15 protein-coding genes and 2 tRNA genes are annotated in these 19325 nt (G+C 66.0%); 16 read left to right on the top strand and 1 reads right to left on the bottom strand.

Annotation, left to right across the window (positions count from 1 at the left end):
- Positions 1 to 100: 100 nt before the first annotated feature.
- The 10 genes from AC5RWX_RS07005 to AC5RWX_RS06960 all read left to right on the top strand — a co-directional run bounded on the left by AC5RWX_RS07005 (position 101) and on the right by AC5RWX_RS06960 (position 8989).
- Complete coding sequence (locus AC5RWX_RS07005; RefSeq protein ID WP_494097105.1) at positions 101 to 574, top strand: ribose-5-phosphate isomerase; 474 nt, start codon at positions 101 to 103, stop codon at positions 572 to 574.
- Positions 575 to 576: 2 nt separating this feature from the next.
- Positions 577 to 1533: an Fpg/Nei family DNA glycosylase gene (locus AC5RWX_RS07000; protein ID WP_494097104.1), complete on the top strand. Its 957-nt coding sequence runs from the start codon at positions 577 to 579 to the stop codon at positions 1531 to 1533.
- A gap of 351 nt (positions 1534 to 1884) precedes the next feature.
- Positions 1885 to 1955: transfer RNA gene (locus AC5RWX_RS06995), tRNA-Gly, on the top strand.
- A 136-nt stretch (positions 1956 to 2091) separates the two neighbouring features.
- Positions 2092 to 2164, top strand: a tRNA-Pro gene (locus AC5RWX_RS06990).
- A gap of 54 nt (positions 2165 to 2218) precedes the next feature.
- Positions 2219 to 3709 carry a trigger factor gene (gene tig / locus AC5RWX_RS06985; RefSeq protein ID WP_493957727.1) on the top strand — a complete coding sequence of 497 codons (1491 nt, stop codon included), beginning with the start codon at positions 2219 to 2221 and terminating at the stop codon, positions 3707 to 3709.
- 299 nt (positions 3710 to 4008) lie between these two features.
- A complete protein-coding gene (locus AC5RWX_RS06980; RefSeq protein WP_494097103.1) occupies positions 4009 to 4653 on the top strand; it encodes an ATP-dependent Clp protease proteolytic subunit in 645 nt (214 codons plus the stop codon).
- A 40-nt stretch (positions 4654 to 4693) separates the two neighbouring features.
- Entirely contained in the window at positions 4694 to 5365 is a 672-nt protein-coding gene (locus AC5RWX_RS06975) for an ATP-dependent Clp protease proteolytic subunit (RefSeq protein ID WP_493941699.1), read from the top strand.
- Between the two features lie 223 nt (positions 5366 to 5588).
- Complete coding sequence (gene clpX / locus AC5RWX_RS06970; RefSeq protein ID WP_414958766.1) at positions 5589 to 6881, top strand: ATP-dependent Clp protease ATP-binding subunit ClpX; 1293 nt, start codon at positions 5589 to 5591, stop codon at positions 6879 to 6881.
- 59 nt (positions 6882 to 6940) lie between these two features.
- Positions 6941 to 8236, top strand: coding sequence for an ATP-dependent Clp protease ATP-binding subunit ClpX (clpX, locus tag AC5RWX_RS06965; RefSeq protein WP_494097102.1), 1296 nt, complete (start codon positions 6941 to 6943; stop codon positions 8234 to 8236).
- 132 nt (positions 8237 to 8368) lie between these two features.
- On the top strand, positions 8369 to 8989 hold the full coding sequence (locus AC5RWX_RS06960) for a mycothiol-dependent nitroreductase Rv2466c family protein (RefSeq protein ID WP_494097101.1): 621 nt from the start codon (positions 8369 to 8371) through the stop codon (positions 8987 to 8989).
- A 350-nt stretch (positions 8990 to 9339) separates the two neighbouring features.
- On the opposite strand, the gene valS is transcribed toward AC5RWX_RS06960, so the two are convergent.
- Positions 9340 to 11964, bottom strand: coding sequence for a valine--tRNA ligase (gene valS, locus AC5RWX_RS06955; protein ID WP_494097100.1), 2625 nt, complete (start codon positions 11962 to 11964; stop codon positions 9340 to 9342).
- Between the two features lie 91 nt (positions 11965 to 12055).
- On the opposite strand from valS, the gene AC5RWX_RS06950 reads away from it, so the two are divergent.
- The 6 genes from AC5RWX_RS06950 (at position 12056) to ileS (ending at position 19317) form a co-directional block, all read left to right on the top strand.
- Positions 12056 to 12421 (top strand): DUF488 domain-containing protein, encoded by a 366-nt coding sequence (locus tag AC5RWX_RS06950; RefSeq protein WP_493942737.1) that lies wholly within the window; start codon positions 12056 to 12058, stop codon positions 12419 to 12421.
- Between the two features lie 274 nt (positions 12422 to 12695).
- The gene (locus tag AC5RWX_RS06945) at positions 12696 to 13007 is read left to right on the top strand and encodes a hypothetical protein (RefSeq protein ID WP_494097099.1); all 312 of its coding nucleotides are present in this window, start codon (positions 12696 to 12698) and stop codon (positions 13005 to 13007) included.
- Positions 13008 to 13116: 109 nt separating this feature from the next.
- Entirely contained in the window at positions 13117 to 13860 is a 744-nt protein-coding gene (locus tag AC5RWX_RS06940) for an SDR family oxidoreductase (RefSeq protein WP_493957722.1), read from the top strand.
- A 182-nt stretch (positions 13861 to 14042) separates the two neighbouring features.
- Positions 14043 to 15578 carry a DUF222 domain-containing protein gene (locus AC5RWX_RS06935; RefSeq protein WP_494097098.1) on the top strand — a complete coding sequence of 512 codons (1536 nt, stop codon included), beginning with the start codon at positions 14043 to 14045 and terminating at the stop codon, positions 15576 to 15578.
- On the top strand, positions 15473 to 15748 hold the full coding sequence (locus AC5RWX_RS06930; RefSeq protein ID WP_494097097.1) for an HNH endonuclease: 276 nt from the start codon (positions 15473 to 15475) through the stop codon (positions 15746 to 15748). The genes AC5RWX_RS06935 and AC5RWX_RS06930 overlap by 106 nt, the downstream gene beginning before the upstream one ends.
- A gap of 278 nt (positions 15749 to 16026) precedes the next feature.
- Entirely contained in the window at positions 16027 to 19317 is a 3291-nt protein-coding gene (gene ileS / locus AC5RWX_RS06925) for an isoleucine--tRNA ligase (protein WP_494097096.1), read from the top strand.
- The last annotated feature ends 8 nt before the right edge of the window (positions 19318 to 19325 follow it).

Below are 19325 nucleotides of genomic sequence, written 5' to 3'. Positions count from 1 at the left end.
GCCAGCCGGGCGTGCGTAAAGGGGCGGACGACGGCGGCGCGCCTGCTCCAGTAGGCTGGAAGCCGCCATTCTCCCTCCCCACACGCCACAGAAGGACCCCATGCGCGTTCACATTGCCACCGACCATGCCGGCCTGGACCTCAGCCACCACCTGATCGAGCACCTGACCGGGCAGGGCCACGAGGTCATCGACCACGGGCCCACCGCGTACGACGCCGAGGACGACTACCCCTCGTTCTGCATCAACGCCGCGCTCGCCGTGGTGGCGGACCAAGCTGCAGGCGTGGACGCGCTGGCCATCGTGCTGGGCGGCTCCGGCAACGGCGAGCAGATCGCGGCGAACAAGGTCAAGGGCATCCGCGCCGCGCTGGCGTGGAACCTGGACACCGCCAAGCTGGCCCGCGAGCACAACGACGCCAACGTGGTGGCCGTCGGCGGCCGCATGCACAGCGTGGAGGAAGCCACCGCCATCATCGAGGCGTTCCTGGCCGAGCCGTTCTCCCACGCCGAACGCCACGCCCGCCGGATCGGCAAGATCGCCTCCTACGAAACCACCGGCGAGGTCCCGGCCTAACCATGCCCGAAGGCCATTCGGTCCACCGCCTGGCCCGCCAGTTCCAGGACGTTTTCGCCGGCGCGCAGCTTGCCGTCTCCAGCCCGCAGGGCCGGTTCGCCGCCGGCGCCGCCCGGCTCGACGGGGCCACGCTGCTGACTGCCCGCGCGCACGGCAAGCAGCTGTTCCTGCACTTCGACAACGGCTTGGTCCTCCGGGTCCACCTGGGCCTGTACGGGGCGTGGAGTTTCGGCGGCGATGCGACGTTCCGCGGCGCCTCCAGCATTGGCGCGCCGCGCCGGGTGGGGGAGCGGGAAACGTACGACGACGGTGCTCCGGTTGAGTACGACGGCCCGCCTAAGCCGGTGGGCCAAGTGCGGGTCCGGCTGGTGTCCGACCACGGATGGGCGGACCTCCGCGGCCCCACCGCCTGCGAGGTGCTCACGCCCGAGGAGGCGTCCGCCGTCGTCGGCAAATTGGGGCCCGACCCGCTGCAACATGAGGCTGACCCGCTGCAGCATGAGGGTGACCCGGCGCTGGATGGAACCGGCCGGGCCGCCGATGGGGCCGCCGAGTTCGTCCGGAGGCTGACCTCCAAGCGCACGGCCGTGGGGCTGTTGCTGATGGACCAGAACGTGGTGGCCGGCGTCGGCAATATCTACCGGGCCGAAACGCTGTTCCGCCGCGGGCTGAGCCCCTGGCTGCCCGGCCAGCAGCTCTCCCCGGAGGAGGCCGGGCTGTTATGGGCGGACATCGTGGACGTGATGAGCGACGGCGTCCGCGACGGCAAGATCATCACCACCCGGCCCGAACACCGGGACACCGACCCCGCCGGCCGGGTGCTGCCGGTGTGGCCGGACAACGCCTACTACGTGTACCAGCGGCAGGGCATGGCATGCCGGGTCTGCGGCAACCCGGTGGCGCTGACGGACATGGCCGCCCGCAAGCTCTACTGGTGCCCTTCCTGCCAGCCCGCCTGATGTCGGCGGGTGGCTCGGTCTTATTCCGGCAGGGTTCCGCCTGTTCGCGCGGCTTTCTCACCTGCCGGCCCTTCCTGATGCGGCGAGGGCGGGGTTTATCGGCCAGGGCAGGGGATATGCACCCTGCCCTCGCAGCAAAACCCTGCCCTCACAGCAAAACCCTGTCCTCGGCGGCAAACCCTGTCCCCACCGGGGCGCTGCGCTCTGGGGCTGGGGAGACGGCGCAGGAGCTGCGCGGATTAGTTGGACGGGCCCGGCGTGACTGCTCGGGCAGCAGCACGGTTTCCCCCAGTGGCGGCCGTGCCGATTTGTTGAACGGGGCCGCCGTCGTGCTAAAGTTTCAACGTCCTCGGGGATGTAGCTCAATGGTAGAGCCTCAGTCTTCCAAACTGATTACGCGGGTTCGATTCCCGTCATCCCCTCGCAGAGAGAGGCGGTCCGGTAGGGGCCGCCTTTTCTGTTAGCGGCGGCGGTGCCAGGGTTTCAATCGGCGCAGCCGCTCCGCGTGACGTAATTGTGCAGCAGGCCGGTATAGCCCGTAGACTTGCGTGTGCACTACGGGGCGTAGCGTAGTGGCTAGCGCGCCTGCTTTGGGAGCAGGAGATCGCAGGTTCGAGTCCTGTCGCCCCGACTCTGTATTCTTGGTGCAGATTTAACCCCTATAGCTATCAGGAGTCCTAACGCTGTGAAGAGCGCTGTCGAAACCCTCACCCCCACCCGGGTCAAGCTCAACGTTGAGGTCCCCTTTGAGGAACTCAAGCCCAGCATCGACGCGGCGTACAAGACCATCGCGGGTCAGATCCAGGTTCCCGGCTTCCGCAAGGGCAAGGTTCCGGCCAAGCTGATCGACCAGCGCGTGGGCCGCGGCTACGTGATCGAGACCGCTATCAACGAGGGGCTGAACGGCTTCTACCAGGGCGCCATCGAAGAGACCGGGATCCGCCCGCTGAGCCGCCCCGAGGTGGAAATCACCGAGGTTCCGGACCCGGCCGCCACCGAAGGGCAGCTGGCCTTCCACGTTGAGGTTGACATCCGCCCCGAGATCGAGCTGCCGGAGTACGCCGGCCTTGAGGTCACCGTGGAAGCCACCGAGGCCTCCGAGGAAGACGTGCAGAAGGCACTGGACGACCTGCGCGGCCGCTTCGGCACCCTGAAGACCGTTGACCGTCCGGCCGCTGCCGACGACTTCATCACCATGGACCTGTCCGCCAAGGTGGACGGCGAAGAGGTTGATTCCGCCGCCGACCTGTCCTACCAGGTAGGCGCCGGCACCATGCTCGAAGGCCTGGACGAAGCCGTCACCGCGCTGAGCGCCGGCGAGGACGCCACGTTCGAGACCAAGTTGGCTGGCGGCGAGCACGCCGGCAAGGACGCCACCGTCACGGTGAAGCTGAAGGCCGTCAAGGAGCGCGAGCTGCCTGAGGCCGACGACGACTTCGCCCAGCTGGCGAGCGAGTTCGACACCATCGCCGAGCTGAAGGAAGACCTGGCCAAGCAGGCCGCCGACGCCAAGGTCATGGAGCAGGGCATCGAGGCCCGCGACAAGGTGCTGGACAAGCTCATGGAGCTGGTCGAGGTTCCGGTGCCGGAATCCGTCGTCGAGGAGCAGCTGGAACAGCACTTCCGCCCGGAGAACAGCCACGGTGAAGACCACGACACCGAAGAGCACCGCGCCGAAGTCCGCGAGAACACCGCAAAGGCTTTCCAGAACGAGATCGTGCTGGACGCCGTAGCCGATAAGGAAGAGCTGGGCGTCAGCCAGGCCGAACTGATCGACTACATCGTCTCCTCCGCCGGCCAGTACGGCATGGACCCGAACCAGTTCGCGCAGTTGCTGGACCAGTCCGGCCAGGTCGGCATGATGGTGGGCGAGGTTCGCCGCCGCAAGGCCCTGGCCAAGGTGCTGGAGCTGGCCAAGGTCACCGACTCGAACGGCAACGAGGTGGACCTCAGCGACTTCGTCCGCCCCGCCGGCGACGAAGAGCCGAACATCGAAGACATGATCCAGGCAGCCGAGGCCGGCAACTCTGAGGGTGCTGAAGAAGCCGACGCCGCCGACATCGAGTCGATGGAAGACACCGAAGCCGAGGGCGCCGACGAAGCCGACGCCGCGGACAGCGACTCGATGGATGACACCGACGCTGCCGAAGAGGCCGACGAAGCAGAGAAGAAGTAGGCAGCATACTGCCGCATCGACGGACCGCCGGACTCCCCACAGGGGGACCGGCGGTCCGCCGCTTTAACCACCCCGCCGAGCGCGCGGCGAACGGCCCTGCGGAAGGCAAGCTCCGGCGTCGTCATTCTGCTGCAGGCAGAGGTTTTCCCGCGCCAACACTGGCCTGATGCGCCGTCAGCGAACAGTGCGTTGTCAGGGAGGAATCGGGCAGCTGAACACGTTACTGTCCAAGTAGGTAAACGACCCGAGGGCCACCGGATGACGGTTGGACCCCGGGAAGAAGCGAGAGGTATTTCAGCATGTCGAATGAATCCGCCACTCCGATGATGGCTTCGGTCGAGGCCGCCAGCCGTGAAGACTACATCTACAACCGCCTGCTCAAAGAGCGCATCATCTGGCTGGGCTCCGAGGTGCGGGACGATAACGCCAACGCCATCTGCTCGCAGTTGCTGCTGCTCTCGGCCGAGGACCCGGAAAAGGACATCTACCTCTACATCAACTCGCCCGGTGGTTCGGTCACGGCCGGCATGGCCATCTACGACACGATGAAGTTCATTCCGAACGACGTGGTGACCGTGGCCACCGGCCTGGCGGCGTCGATGGGACAGTTCCTGCTGTCCTCGGGCACCAAGGGCAAGCGCTATGCCACCCCGCACGCACGGATTCTGATGCACCAGCCGTCCGGCGGCATCGGCGGCACGGCCTCCGACATCCGGATCCAGGCCGAGCTGATCCTGCACATGAAGCAGGTCATGGCCGAACTGACCGCCGAGCAGACCGGGCAGACGGTTGAGCAGATCCTGATCGACAACGACCGCGACAAGTGGTTCACAGCCGAGGAAGGCCTGGCTTACGGGTTCTTCGACAAGATTTCCGCCCACGCCGGCGGCGTCACCGGCGGCGGCGGAACGCAGAACACCAGCTCAGAACCGACGGAATCCTGAGCCCACGCGCCACCGACCCGAATACAAGCAGGAGAATCTCATGGACTACAACTTCGGTGCCGCTGCCGGCGGTTATGCCGCGAACATGCCGCAGAGCCGCTATGTGCTGCCCCAGTTCGAGGAGCGCACGCCGTACGGCTTCAAGCGCCAGGATCCCTACACCAAGCTGTTCGAGGACCGCATCATCTTCCTGGGTGTCCAGGTGGACGATGCCTCGGCCGACGACGTCATGGCCCAGCTGCTGGTGCTTGAGTCGACGGACCCGGACCGCGACATCACCATCTACATCAACTCGCCGGGCGGCTCGTTTACCGCGATGACCGCGATCTACGACACGATGCAGTACATCCGCCCGGAGATCCAGACCGTGTGCCTGGGCCAGGCTGCCAGCGCCGCTGCGGTGCTGCTGGCGGCGGGTACGCCCGGCAAGCGGCTGGCGCTGCCGAACGCCCGCGTGCTGATCCACCAGCCGGCGCTGGGCGGCGGCGAACGCGGCCAGGCCTCCGACCTGCAGATCCAGGCGGACGAAGTCATGCGGATGCGCGCCTGGCTGGAGGACGCGCTGGCCCTGCATTCGGGCAAGGACGCGGCGCAGGTTAATAAGGACATCGAGCGCGACAAGATCCTCACGGCCGACGGTGCCCTGGAATACGGGCTGATCGACCAGGTGCTCGACTCCCGCAAGATCCACAAACCGGCGATCACCAAGTAACAACAGGTAAGATTGCTCAGATTGCCTTACTGCCCGTGGCGCGTCATATCGCACCACGGGCAGTGTGGTTACTGAAACTGTCGGCGCAGTGAATTAGAGTTGGTGTCAGCCAGCCTCGGCAGCGCAGCACCGGCTCTGTAAGAACGCAGCAGCTTTAAGCAGAGTCAGGGCACCAGCGCTGCCGCGGCAGGTGGCCGACGTAGGACCAAGTAAGGGGACGGATATGGCTCGCATAGGTGAGAGCGCTGACCTGCTCAAGTGCTCTTTCTGCGGCAAGAGCCAGAAACAGGTCCGGAAGCTGATCGCCGGCCCCGGCGTGTACATCTGCGATGAGTGCATCGAGCTCTGCAACGAGATCATCGAAGAGGAGCTGGCCGAGGTTTCGGACCTGGGCAGCTTCGAACTGCCCAAGCCGCGCGAAATCTTCGACTTCCTGCAGGAGTACGTGATCGGCCAGGAGCCGGCCAAACGCGCGCTGGCGGTGGCGGTCTACAACCACTACAAGCGGATCCAGTCCGGCCATGCCCCCAAGGGGACGGCCAACCTGTCCGATGCCAGCCCGCTGGAGGACGTGGAAGTCTCCAAGTCCAACATCCTGCTGATCGGTCCCACCGGCTGCGGCAAGACCTACCTGGCCCAGACGCTGGCCCGCCGGCTGAATGTTCCCTTCGCGGTCGCGGATGCCACCGCGCTGACCGAGGCCGGCTACGTGGGCGAGGATGTGGAGAACATCCTGCTCAAGCTGATCCAGGCCGCCGACTATGACGTCAAGAAGGCCGAACAGGGCATCATCTACATCGACGAGATCGACAAGATCTCGCGCAAGAGCGAAAACCCGTCGATCACCCGCGACGTCTCCGGTGAGGGCGTCCAGCAGGCGCTGCTGAAGATCCTGGAAGGGACCGTGGCCTCGGTTCCGCCGCAGGGCGGGCGGAAACACCCGCACCAGGAATTCATCCAGATCGACACCACCAACGTGCTGTTCATCGTGGCAGGTGCCTTCGCCGGGCTGGAAGAGATCATCGGGTCGCGGGCCGGCCGCAAGGGCATCGGCTTCGGGGCCCCGCTCAAGGACGCGGCAGCGGAAAAGGACAGCTACGGCGAGGTCATGCCCGAGGACTTGTTGAAGTTCGGCCTGATCCCGGAGTTCATCGGCCGCCTGCCGGTGATCACCACGGTATCCAACCTGGACCGCCCGGCACTGATCAAGATTCTGACCGAGCCGAAGAATGCCCTGCTGCGGCAGTACCAGAAAATGTTCCAGCTGGACGGCGTGGAGCTGAACTTCGAGCAGGAAGCGCTCGAAGCAGTGGCGGACCTCGCGCTGGAGCGGGGGACCGGCGCCCGCGGGCTGCGGGCGATCATTGAAGAGACTTTGCAGCCGGTGATGTTCGACCTGCCCAGCCGCGAAGATATTGCCTCCGTGGTGATCACCGCGGACGTGGTGCTCAACAAGGCGGAACCGACGCTGATTTCCCACGACGTGGTGGCCAAGCGGCGGAACAAGTCGGCCTGACGCGCCGCACCACTGACGACCACGGACGACCGCACGAGGACCAGACAAGGGGACACACTATGGCCCGCACCGCCGGAAGCGCGGAGCTTCTCACCTGCTCGTTCTGCGGAAAGAGCCAGAAGCAGGTCAAGAAGCTGATCGCCGGCGGCGGCGTCTACATCTGTGACGAATGCGTCGGGCTGTGCAACGAGCTGCTCGAGGAAGAATTCGGTGCCGGCGCGGCCGCCGCTGAACTGGGTGCGCTGCCCAAGCCGCGGGAGATCTTCGGGTTCCTGCAGGAGTACGTGATCGGCCAGGAGCCGGCCAAGCGCGCCCTCGCTGTGGCGGTCTACAACCACTACAAGCGGATCCGCTCCGGCCACGCTGCCCCGGGCAATGCCGCGCTGTCCGCCACCGGCGACCTGCAGGACGTGGAGATCTCCAAGTCGAACGTACTGCTTATTGGTCCCACCGGTTGCGGCAAGACCTACCTGGCCCAGACACTGGCACGCCAGCTGAACGTGCCGTTCGCGGTGGCTGACGCTACCTCCCTGACCGAGGCGGGCTATGTGGGCGAGGATGTGGAGAACATCCTGCTCAAGCTGATCCAGGCCGCGGACCATGACATCAAAAAGGCCGAACAAGGCATCATCTACATCGACGAGATCGACAAGGTGACCCGCAAGGGCGACGGCCCGTCCATCACCCGGGACGTGTCCGGCGAAGGCGTCCAGCAGGCGCTGCTGAAGATCCTGGAAGGAACCGTGGCCTCGGTGCCGCCGCAGGGCGGACGGAAGAACCCGCAGCAGGAGTTCCTCCAGATCGACACCACCAACATCCTCTTCATTGTTGCCGGCGCCTTCGCCGGGCTGGAAGAGATCATCGGTTCGCGGGCCGGGCGCAAGGGCCTCGGCTTCGGCGCCCCGCTGAGGGACGCCGCCCGGCAGCAGGACAACTACGGCGAGGTCATGCCCGAGGACCTGCTCAAGTTCGGGCTGATCCCGGAGTTCATCGGCCGCCTGCCGGTGATCACCACGGTGGCTGAACTGGACAAGCCGGCACTGATCAAGATCCTCACCGAACCGAAGAATGCGCTGATCCGGCAGTACCAGAAGATGTTCCAGCTGGACGGTGTGGAGCTGGTCTTCGAGCAGGACGCCCTGGATGCCGTGGCGGACCTGGCCCTGGAGCGGGGGACCGGAGCCCGCGGGCTGCGCGCGATCATGGAAGAGACGCTGCAACCGATCATGTTCGACCTGCCTGGCCGCGACGACATCGCCACCGCCGTGATCACCGCGGCGACGGTGCTGGACGGGGACGAGCCCACGCTCATCCCGCACGATGTGGAAGCCCTCCGCCGCCGCGACTCAGCCTGACCAAGCATCCCGTGCGGCCGCCGACGCCGCGCACCCACCTGCAGCGAACTGCGTTGCGGCGGAACAAAACCTCCGGCGGCGCCGTTACGCACAACAGCACCCATAACCGGTCCCACCAAGGAGTACTGCCATATGTCTGAAAACGCCGCACCGTCCACCGTTGACTTCTGGTTCGACCCGGCCTGCCCGTTCGCCTGGATCACCTCCCGCTGGATGCTGGAGGTCGAAAAGGTCCGCGATGTGAAGGTGGACTGGCACGTGATGAGCCTGGCCGTACTCAACGACGGCCGCGACGAACTTCCGGAAGAATACAAGGAGTTCCTGAAGCAGGCCTGGGGGCCGGTCCGGGTGATTATTGCCGCTCGGGAACTGCACGGTGAGGCCTACGTGGGGAAGCTCTACGACGCCATGGGCACCCGCATCCACAACGAGGGCAACAAGGACTACGAGTCCGTCACCGCCGCCGCTCTGGAAGAGGTCGGCTTGCCCGCTGACCTGGCCCGCTTCGCCACCTCGGACGAGTACGACGAGCAGCTGCGCGCCAGCCACGAGGAAGGCATCTCCAAGGTGGGCGACGAAGTCGGAACCCCGGTGGTGGCCTTCAACGGCACGGCCTTCTTCGGACCGGTGATGACACGGATCCCGCGCGGCGAGGCCGCCGGCCAGATTTTCGACGGCGCGGTGGCGCTGGCGGATTTCCCGTACTTCTACGAGATCAAGCGCTCCCGGACCACCAGCCCCGAATTCGACTGACCGGTTCCGCCGGAAGGCTTCCCGGCGGGGCCCACTGCCTTGAGCCGACGCGCCCTAGCAGCCGGAAATTATTTCCCGCACAGCTATGGCGTGTCGGCTTGCGCAGGAGTATAAATATCTATACGCATCCACCAAAAGATGCGGGACCGAACACCAAAGATTCAGTGACAGTAGTGGACTAGCTCCACAAACTGCCAGCCAGTGACGAGGCTAGGAAGACCTGAAATTCCGAGGAGTTCGCGAGATCCAAAGCCGTCACCTTTGGATCAAAAGAGTCGAAGCCCCACCAACGGCGAAACGCTGATGGGGCTTCCCCTCGTTAACGGCTCCGTCAACCGGCAGGTGACGGGTTACTCGGCCGTTGCCTCCGCGGCGGCAAGTTCCACCTTGGTGACCGTCAGTTCGCCCTCGGCCTCGGCCAGCATGACCTCGCGGGCATTGCCGGCGGCCTTGAGGTCTCCGAGCCCGGCCTCCAGTTGCGCAACCTGGGCGGCCGAACCGCTGATGGTCGCGGTGAGCACCTCGGTGCGCTGCTTGACCTTGGCTTCCGACTTCGCCTTGCGGATACCGCCCAGCGCCAGTCCGACCGTGCCCAGCAGGCCCTTGTCGGCGGCCGAGGCCACCGAGGCGAGCCCCGCCGTCGTCGGCCATTCGGCGCGGTGCACTGAACCGGCGCGCCACCAGCTCCAGACCTCTTCGGTGGCGAAGGGCAGGAACGGTGCGAACAGGCGCAGCAGTGCGTCCAGCGTGGTGGCCAGGGTGGCCAGCACCGAATCCTGCTCCGCCTGGCCGGCGGCACCGTAGGCGCGGTCCTTGATCAGTTCCACGTAGTCGTCGGTGAAGGACCAGAAGAAGCTCTCGGTGACCTGCAGCGCCCGGGCGTGATCGTACTTCTCGAACGCCGCCGTGGCGGTTTCCACGACATCGGCCAGCTGGCCCAGCAGCGAAATGTCCAAGGGGTTGGTGACCACAGCGGCGTCGTCGCCAATCACCGAGGCCTCGGTGGCGCCCAGGTTCAGCACGAACTTGGAGGCGTTGAGCAGCTTGATCGCCAGGCGGCGGCCGATCTTCATCTGCGCGACCTCGTAGGCGGTGTCCGCGCCGAGCTTGGCCGAGGCCGCCCAGTAGCGCACCGCGTCCGCGCCGAACTGCTCCAGCACGTCGGTGGGGACCACCACGTTGCCCTTGGACTTGGACATCTTCTTGCGGTCCGGGTCCAAAATCCAGCCAGAGAGCGCCGCGTGCTTCCACGGCGCGCAGCCGTTCAGCGCGTCGGCGCGCACCGCGGTGGAGAACAGCCAGGTGCGGATGATGTCGTGGCCCTGCGGGCGGACGTCGAACGGGAAGACGTTGTTGAAGAACGCCTCGTCCCGGCTCCACTTGCCCACGATCTGCGGGGTCAGCGAGGAGGTGGCCCAGGTGTCCAGCACATCGGCGTCGCCGATGAAGCCGCCGGGCTGGTTGCGCTGCGACTCCTCGTAGCCCGGTGCCGGCTCCGCGGCCGGGTCGACCGGCAGCATGTCATCGCTGGGCAGCACCGGGTTGTCGTAGTCCGGGTTGCCGGAGGCATCCAGCGGGTACCAGACGGGGATCGGCACGCCGAAGAAGCGTTGCCGGGAGACCAGCCAGTCGCCGTTGAGGCCTTCGATCCAGTTTTCGTAGCGCGAGCGCATGAACGCGGGGTGGAACTCGATCTCGCGGCCCCGGGAGATCAGCCGTTCGCGCCGGTCCTCGTCCCGTCCGCCGTTGCGGATGTACCACTGGCGTGAGGTGACGACCTCCAGCGGCTTGTCGCCCTTTTCGTAGAAGTTGACCGGGTGGGACATCTTCTTGGGCTCGCCGTCCAGCTCGCCGGCGGCGGTCAACAGCTCCACCACCTTCTCCTTGGCGGAGAACACGGTCTTGCCGGCCAGCTCGGCGTAGTTCGCCTTGCCTTCCTCGGTGGTGATCCACTCCGGCGTCTCGGCCATAATCCGGCCGTCGCGGCCCACGATGGAGCGGGTGGGCAGCTGCAGCTCTCGCCACCAGGTGACGTCGGTCAGGTCGCCGAAGGTGCAGACCATGGCAATGCCGGCGCCCTTCTCCGGCTTGGCCAGCGGGTGCGCCTTGACCTCCACCTCCACGCCGAACAGCGGGGACTTCACGGTGGTGCCGAACAGCTTCTGGTAACGCTCGTCGTCCGGGTGGGCCACCAGCGCCACACAGGCGGGCAGCAGCTCGGGGCGGGTGGTCTCGATGTGGACCTTCTCGCCGTCGGCGGTCTCGAAGGCGTAGCGGTAGTAGGCGCCGGGCATCTCCCGGTCCTCCAGCTCGGCCTGCGCCACGGCGGTGCGGAACGTGACGTCCCAGAGCGTGGGGGCTTCCGCCATGTACGCGTCGCCGGCGGTCAGGTTGGCCAGGAAGGCACGCTGCGAGACCGAACGGGACACGTCGTCGATGGTCCGGTAGGTCAGGTCCCAGTCCACGGACAGGCCCAGCGTGCTGAAGAGGTTCTCGAAGACCTTCTCGTCCTCCACAGCCAGGGTCTCGCAGAGCTCAATGAAGTTCCGGCGCGAGACCACGTCGAAGTCGCGCTGGTTCTTCGCCGGCGTGGCCGGCGGCTGGTAGTCCGGGTTGTACGGGACCGACGGGTCGCAGCGCACACCGTAGAAGTTCTGCACGCGGCGCTCGGTGGGCAGGCCGTTGTCGTCCCAGCCCATCGGGTAGAACACGTTCATGCCGCGCATCCGCTGGTAGCGGGCCAGAACGTCCGTCTGTGTGTAGGAGAACATGTGTCCCACATGCAGTGAGCCGGACGCCGTCGGCGGGGGAGTGTCGATCGAGTAGACCTGCTCCCGCGTGGTCTCGGGGTTGAACTTGTAGGTGCCCTCCGCGCGCCAGCGCCGGGACAGGGCGTCCTCGAGGCCTTCGAGGGCGGGCTTGTCGGGAACGTTTACGGAAACGGGCGTGTCTGTGCCCTGGGTATGTTCTGCCATGCTGGCCATTCTTTCATGCCGGGCACGGAATGAAGATTCACGACGGCGGTGCAACCTACCTGCCTCGGCCCGCCTCGCGTAGCATGCGGCTATGACGGACGTGCAGATCAAGCGGGTTTACGAACCGGCCGACGACGGCGACGGCTACCGCGTGCTGGTGGACCGCATCTGGCCACGAGGCATCAAGAAGGACGAGGCAGGGCTGGACCTCTGGCTGAAGGAAGCGGGAACATCCGCGGAGTTGCGCAAGGAGTTCAGCCACCAGCCCGAGAAGTTCGAAGCGTTTACGGTGGCGTACCGGAAAGAACTGGACGGTTCCGAGGCGCTGCAGCGCTTGCTGGAACTGGCCCGCGAGCATCCGAAGCTTTGCCTGCTTTATGGCGCCAAGGATGAGACACACAACCAGGCGGCGGTGTTGCGGGACCTTATCCTGGAAGAACTCGGGGAAGCCGGCTGACATGGCCCGGTGGGTGCGGGTCTCCAGGTTGCTTGGCGCAGGGGGCGCGTCCGCTTGGGCGAGCCGTGCTTGGGTGGGCCGTGCCGGCAAAAGCCGGACAGGGGGCAGACAGCGCTGCACTCGGGGCCATGGCGTCCTGGGACTGGCGGGTGCGGCGGTGCTGGGCGCTGCCATGTCAGGCTGCGGGGCTTTCACCGGGTTCGCGGCTCCGCCGTGTTCGCCGCCGGAGTATTCGGTAAGCCCCGGGGAGGCGAGTCCGGGGCAGACCGTGGCGGTGTCAGCGCCGGACGCCGGCTGCGACCCGCGGTACGGCAGCGACGCCCAGATCGAAGTGATGGTGAACGACGCCTCCGGCGCAGAAGTCCTGCGCGAAACCGCTCCCATGAACGACGGCGGGGGCTTCACCTATACATTCACGGTCCCCGCCGAAAGTGCGGCCGGCGAAGCCACTGTTACGGCGGTGCCCTACAACGTCGACTGGTGCGATGACACGGGCCGGAACAACCGCGCCGCAGAACCCCCTGTCCTCACCATGGAATGGGTGTCTTGCGCGATGCCCGTGAAGCCCCTCATCATCAGCCGCTAGGCCGGACAGGTAAAAAGACACCCGTTACCGGTCCGGCCGCGCTTTCCTGACCCTTCGTTCGCTTGCAAGGTTCTTCGGCCTCTCTGTGTCTGCCGTTACGCTGGGGTTCATGACCAAGCGCGCAGTAGTAACCGGAGCAAGTTCGGGTATCGGGGCAGCCACCGTAAAGGCACTGCGGAGCAGTGGCTGGGACGTGGTGGCGGTGGCCCGTCGCGCCGATAGGCTTGCCGCGCTCGCCGAAGAAACCGGTGCCGTTGCGATGCCCGGCGATGTGACCGACCAGGACTCCGTCGACCAGTTGGCGGCCGAGGTACTGGCGGACGGCGGGATCGACGCGCTAGTGAACATTGCCGGCGGCGCCTTCGGAGTGGACTCGATCGCCGAGGGCAAGTTCGCTGACTGGGAGAAGATGTACGACGTCAACGTGCTCGGCTCGTTGCGGATGATCCAGGCTTTCTTGCCCGCCTTGCGAGAGAACGGCCAAGGCTCCGTGGTGCTGCTGACGTCCACAGCAGGCATCGTGGCCTACGAAGGAGGCGGCGGCTACGTGGCTGCCAAGTTCGCCCAGCATTCCATGGCCGGCACGCTGCGGCTGGAAGAGGCCGAACACAATGTGCGGGTGATCGATATCCTGCCGGGCTTGGTGCAGACCGAGGAGTTCTCGCTCAACCGGCTTGGCGGCGACCAGGCGGCGGCGGACAAGGTCTATTCCGGGGTGGAGAAGCCGCTGCTGGCCGAGGACGTCGCCGACGTCGTGGCCTACGCGCTCAACCTCCCGCACCACGTAAACCTTGACCAGATTGTCATGCGCCCTGTGGCACAGGCGGCCGCGCACAAACTGATCAGGAAGTAGGAGAGACGTAGGCGTTCGAGGCGGCGGCCACAGCGTGACATAACCGGCGGGTCCGCCCCGGTTGGCGCCGCCAGCTTGGCGGCACCCGTTACCAATTGGGCTGTCGGCTTGGTGGGCCGACTACCCCTACACAATCGAGGAATCCGATTGCTTCGAATACATCTTCGAAGAAAAATGGGTGTATGGCTATCGCACCGCTCGAACAGAAACCAGGGATGCTTGCTTCCCTGGCTCGGGTGCGCGTCGAACTGACCAGCGAGGCCCGCAGCTTCGTGGCTGGAATGGACGCCATGTCCACCAGCGAGCTGGCGGCCACCGTGGCAGCCGTAGAGGACATCTCCAAGATCGTGGAGTTCTTCCAGCTTGCAGGCGCTTGGGCAGTAGAGCGGGCCGATGTTGCAAGTGTCGGGGAGCGGGACGGACTCTTCGGACGCACGGCTGCCGAGAGCCACGGCGCCGATTCATTACCGGATGCTGGCGCAGTCTCTGCGGCAGGTGCGGACACGAACGTGGACGTGCAAGAGCCAGGGTGGGCTGATCCCGCGGAGGCAATTGGGGCCGAAGCCGCGGCAAAAGGCAGCAGCGCCGGCCGGGGGACTGAGTTCCGCACGAATGCAGAGTATCTGCGGGCCCGGCTGGGGATTAGTGCAGGCGAGGCAAAGCGGCGGATCAGGGTCGGTCAGGCGGCGCTCGCCGGACGGCTGCCCTCCGGGGAACCGGGCAGTGTCCGGCTACCGGTGCTTGGTAAAGCGCTGGCGGAGGGCCGCATTGCGGGCAGGGCAGCGTCACTGATCACAGATGCGGTGGCGCGGGTGCGTCCGACTGCCGGGATGGACACTGCGTCGAAGATGGAGGCGGCGTTGGTGCTTCAAGCCGTGGAAGCCGACCAGGACGTTTTGGGCAAGATTGCCAAAACGTGGGAGGCGGCCGCCGACGCCGACGGGAAGGAGCCATCCGAGGCGGCGCTGCGCGCGAAGCAGGGCGTTTTTTATCGCGGGCGGCGCGGTGGCTTGCACTACTTCACCCTGGCGGCGGATGACGCTCAGTACCAGGCGCTGGCGACGGTGATGAATTCAGCGACCAATCCGCGGCTAACCGGGGAGAACGTGACTTCCGGCAACGGCACAGGCATGACCACAGCTGCCGCCGTAGATGCAGACGGTGAGGTGCCGGCTACTGCGGCCTTTTTGCCCGCTCCCGTGTCCGGGACAACAGGCGCCGTGTTTGAGGATGGGTCGACGGATCTGGACGCCGAGACGCTGGATCCGCGGTCGTTCGCGCAGAAGCAGTTGGCCGGTTTGGTGGCCGGGTGCGTGGTGGCTTTGTCTGCCGGAAGGCTGCCGGCCACCGGCGGGCACCGGGCACAAATCATGGTCACCACCGGCTACCAGGAACTGGCCGGCGAGTTAAGCGGACCGGCGCATCCGGTGTTCGGCCATCCCGTCTCGATCAAGACGGTCCGAAGACTGGCGTGCGACGCGTCCATCATTCCGGTGGTGCTAGGTTCGCAGAGCGAGGTCCTGGATCTGGGCCGCGCGTCACGGTTTTCACCCCAGGGGTTCGCAAGGCGCTCGTCGTCAGGGACTGCGGGTGCGCGTTCCCCGGCTGCACGATGCCGGCGGTTTGGTGCGAAGCCCACCACATCGTGCCCTGGTACCGGGGCGGCCGGACCAATGTCAACAACGGGGTGCTGCTCTGTATTTTCCACCACGACCTGATTGAACAGGGTGACTGGGAAATCGCGGTCCAGGCCGGCATCCCCTGGTTCATCCCGCCCGGCTATATCGATCCGCGCCGCCGCAGAAGACGCAACCGATATTGGCACACCGAAGTTCCGGATGTGCCGGCAGGGCGCCGCGTTTCGACAGTCGCGCCGGTGTGGCCCTAAACTTGAGCTACAAGCTTTGACCCGGCCATCACCGGCGAGCTTCCGGAAGAACGGCCCAGATAGCAACAGCGGGCTTAGTAGAGCCGGACGGGTAAGCCCGTCACAGCAGCGAACGAGTGGCTGTCCCTTTGCGCCGGTTCCGGCGCATCAGGCCAGCAAGTGAGGTGGTACCGCGGGTTCCGCCCGGCAGCAGGTTCGGCTTTTCAAGCCGCACCGGTGCGCCGGAGCAGGACACGTCCTCGCAGAAGTACCCACACTTGCCGAGCTGTCTTTCCAGGATGACGAAAATGCCACAGATCTATCCCAAGGCCTCCACTGCCGGCGCTGCCGCTGCCGAGAGCTCGCCCAAGTTCCCCGAGATCGAGGAACTGGTGCTCAAATACTGGCAGCAGGACGCTACGTTCCAGGCCTCCGTGGATGCCCGCGATGCCGGCGAAGACGGCGGGAACGAGTTTGTCTTCTACGACGGGCCGCCCTTCGCCAACGGCCTTCCGCATTACGGCCACCTGCTGACCGGCTATGTAAAGGACCTGGTGGCCCGCTACCAGACGCAGCGCGGCCACAAGGTGGAGCGCCGCTTCGGCTGGGACACCCACGGCCTGCCCGCCGAGCTGGAGGCGATGAAGCAGCTGGGCATGACGGACAAGAACCAGATCCTTGCCATGGGCATCGACAAGTTCAACGATGCCTGCCGCACCTCGGTGATGAAGTATGCCGACGAATGGCAGAACTACGTGACGCGCCAAGCGCGCTGGGTGGACTTCGAAAACGACTACAAGACGCTCAATGTCGAGTACATGGAGTCGGTCATCTGGGCGTTCAAGCAGCTGCATGAGAAGGGCCTGACCTACCAGGGCTTCCGCGTGCTGCCGTACTGCTGGCGGGACGAGACACCGCTGTCCAACCATGAACTGCGGATGGACGACGACGTCTACAAGATGCGCCAGGACCAGACGGTCACGGTCACCTTCCCGATCCTTGCCGAAGGCTCGGAGAACCCCCTGGCCGCAGAGCTGGCCGGCGTTAACGCGCTCGCCTGGACCACCACTCCGTGGACGCTGCCCACCAACGTAGCGCTCGCCGTCGGCCCCGACATCAGCTACGTGGTGCTGCCGGCCGGTCCGCACGGTACGCAGGCTACGGGGGAGAAGTTCCTGCTGGCGCAGGACCTGCTCGGCGCCTACGCCAAGGACCTGGGGTACGACGACGCCGCTGCCGCCGCCGAGGCAGTCGCCGCCACGTACACGGGCACCCAGCTGGCCGGCCTGCGCTACGAGCCGCTGTGGGACTACTACACGGACGCAGAGAAGTGGGGCACCGGCAACGGCTGGCAGATCGTGGTGGCCGACTACGTGACCACCACCGACGGTACGGGCCTGGTCCACCAGGCGCCGGCGTTCGGCGAGGACGACCAGAAGATCTGCGAGGACCACGGCATCCCGGTGATCGTGTCCGTGGACGAGGGCGCCAAGTTCCTGTCCACTTTCGCCGAGGGCCCGCTGGCCGAGATCGCCGGCATGCAGGTGTTCGAGGCGAACAAGCCGATCACCCGGGTCCTGAAGGCCGAGGGCCGGCTTGTCCGGCAGGCCAGCTTCGAGCACAGCTACCCGCACTGCTGGCGCTGCCGCACCCCGCTGATCTACCGCGCCATCTCCTCCTGGTATGTCGAGGTCACCAAGTTCAAGGACCGGATGGTCGAGCTGAACCAGCAGATCAACTGGATCCCGGAAAACGTCAAGGACGGTCAGTTCGGCAAGTGGCTGGAGAACGCCCGCGACTGGTCCATCAGCCGCAACCGGTTCTGGGGTTCGCCCATCCCGGTATGGGAATCGGACAACCCGGACTACCCGCGCCGCGAGGTGTACGGATCGCTGGCCGAGCTGGAGGAAGCGTTCGGCACCTTGCCGCGCAACCACGACGGCGAGGTGGACCTGCACCGTCCGTACATCGATGACCTGGTCCGACCGAACCCGGACGACCCGACCGGCCAGTCGATGATGCGCCGGGTGGAGGACGTGCTGGACGTCTGGTTTGACTCCGGGTCGATGCCGTACGCCCAGGTGCACTACCCGATGGAGAACAAGGACTGGTTCGACAGCCACAACCCGGCGGACTTCATCGTCGAGTACATCGGCCAGACCCGCGGCTGGTTCTACACCATGCACGTGCTGGCCACCGCACTGTTCGACCGGCCGGCGTTCCGCAATGTGATCAGCCACGGCATCGTACTCGGCTCGGACGGGCAGAAGATGTCCAAGAGCCTGCGCAATTACCCGGACGTGTCCGAGGTGCTGGACCGCGACGGTTCCGACGCCATGCGCTGGTTCCTGATGGCGTCACCGATCCTCCGTGGCGGTAATTTGATCGTCACCGAGCAGGGCATCCGCGACGGTGTCCGCCAGGTGATGCTCCCGCTGTGGAACGTCTGGCACTTCTTCAAGCTGTACACCAACTCCGCGAACAACGGCGTGGGCTACGAGGCGGTCTCCGTCCTCGGCGACACCGCCCGGATCGACGGGATGGAATCGCTGGACCAGTTCATCCTCGCCAACACCGGCGACCTGGTCCGCGACATGACCGCCGCGCTGGACGCCTACGACGTCTCCGGTGCTTGCGATGCGCTGCGCGAGTACCTGGACACGCTGACCAACTGGTACATCCGCCGTTCCCGCCAGCGGTTCTTCGACGAGGACCGCGATGCGTTCGATGTGCTCTACACCGCGCTGGAAACCGTGTGCCGTGTGGCCGCTCCGCTGCTGCCGCTGGTGACCGAGGAGATCTGGCGTGGGCTGACCGGCGGGCGGTCGGTGCATCTGACCGACCTGCCCGACGCCGGTGAGTTCCCGCAGTTGGCCGAGCTGGTGGAACTGATGGACACCACCCGGCAGATCTGCTCGTCCGGCTCGAGCCTGCGCAAGGGCGCGAACCTACGGGTGCGCCTGCCGCTGGCCTCGCTGACAGTGGTGGTCCCGGGCGCCGAACGGCTCTCCGGCCAGTACGCGGTGATGATCCAGGACGAACTGAACATCAAGTCCGTTCGCTTGATCGACGCCGCCGACGCTTCGCCGGAGGAGTTCGGCATTTCGCAGAAGCTGGTGGTCAACGCCCGGGCGGCGGGACCGCGGCTGGGCAAGAACGTGCAGCAGGCCATTAAGGCGGCCAAGTCCGGTGACTGGTCGGTGGACGACGACGGTGTGGTCACCGCCGGGGGACTGGTGCTGGAGCCGTCGGAATACTCGCTGGAAACGGTGGTCGCCGAGGACGCCGCGGCGGGTGCCGCCGTGACCATGCTGCCCGGCGGCGGGTTCCTGGTTTTGGACACCACCGTGACCGCGGAACTGGAGGCCGAGGGGGTGGCGCGCGACTACGTGCGCACCATCCAGCAGGCCCGCAAGGACGCCGGACTGGTGGTCAGCGACCGGATCCGCACCACGGTGACGGCAGACCAGTCCGTGCTCGACGCCCTCACCCTGCACCAGGGGCTGGTCTCGCAGGAAACCCTCACCGTGGACCTTGTCCTGGTGGCCGGGGACGGCGATGCCGTGTCCGTGGAAAAGACCGGATCCTGAAGGGGCAC

This window comes from Arthrobacter sp. SPT-J7 (assembly GCF_059089965.1).
The sequence above is the reverse complement of the archived record's forward strand: the minus strand, read 5'-3'. Positions and strand labels throughout refer to the sequence as shown.

Excerpts from the sequence above, each read along its gene's own strand:
- clpX (WP_494097102.1), top strand. The coding sequence starts at position 6,941 with ATGGCCCGCACCGCCGGAAGCGCGGAGCTTCTCACCTGCTCGTTCTGC.
- valS (WP_494097100.1), bottom strand. The coding sequence starts at position 11,964 with ATGGCAGAACATACCCAGGGCACAGACACGCCCGTTTCCGTAAACGTT.
- AC5RWX_RS06935 (WP_494097098.1), top strand. The coding sequence starts at position 14,043 with ATGGCTATCGCACCGCTCGAACAGAAACCAGGGATGCTTGCTTCCCTG.
- AC5RWX_RS07000 (WP_494097104.1), top strand. The coding sequence starts at position 577 with ATGCCCGAAGGCCATTCGGTCCACCGCCTGGCCCGCCAGTTCCAGGAC.
- clpX (WP_414958766.1), top strand. The coding sequence starts at position 5,589 with ATGGCTCGCATAGGTGAGAGCGCTGACCTGCTCAAGTGCTCTTTCTGC.
- AC5RWX_RS06980 (WP_494097103.1), top strand. The coding sequence starts at position 4,009 with ATGTCGAATGAATCCGCCACTCCGATGATGGCTTCGGTCGAGGCCGCC.
- AC5RWX_RS06960 (WP_494097101.1), top strand. The coding sequence starts at position 8,369 with ATGTCTGAAAACGCCGCACCGTCCACCGTTGACTTCTGGTTCGACCCG.
- AC5RWX_RS06930 (WP_494097097.1), top strand. The coding sequence starts at position 15,473 with ATGCCGGCGGTTTGGTGCGAAGCCCACCACATCGTGCCCTGGTACCGG.
- AC5RWX_RS06950 (WP_493942737.1), top strand. The coding sequence starts at position 12,056 with ATGACGGACGTGCAGATCAAGCGGGTTTACGAACCGGCCGACGACGGC.
- AC5RWX_RS07005 (WP_494097105.1), top strand. The coding sequence starts at position 101 with ATGCGCGTTCACATTGCCACCGACCATGCCGGCCTGGACCTCAGCCAC.
- ileS (WP_494097096.1), top strand. The coding sequence starts at position 16,027 with ATGACGAAAATGCCACAGATCTATCCCAAGGCCTCCACTGCCGGCGCT.
- AC5RWX_RS06975 (WP_493941699.1), top strand. The coding sequence starts at position 4,694 with ATGGACTACAACTTCGGTGCCGCTGCCGGCGGTTATGCCGCGAACATG.
- AC5RWX_RS06940 (WP_493957722.1), top strand. The coding sequence starts at position 13,117 with ATGACCAAGCGCGCAGTAGTAACCGGAGCAAGTTCGGGTATCGGGGCA.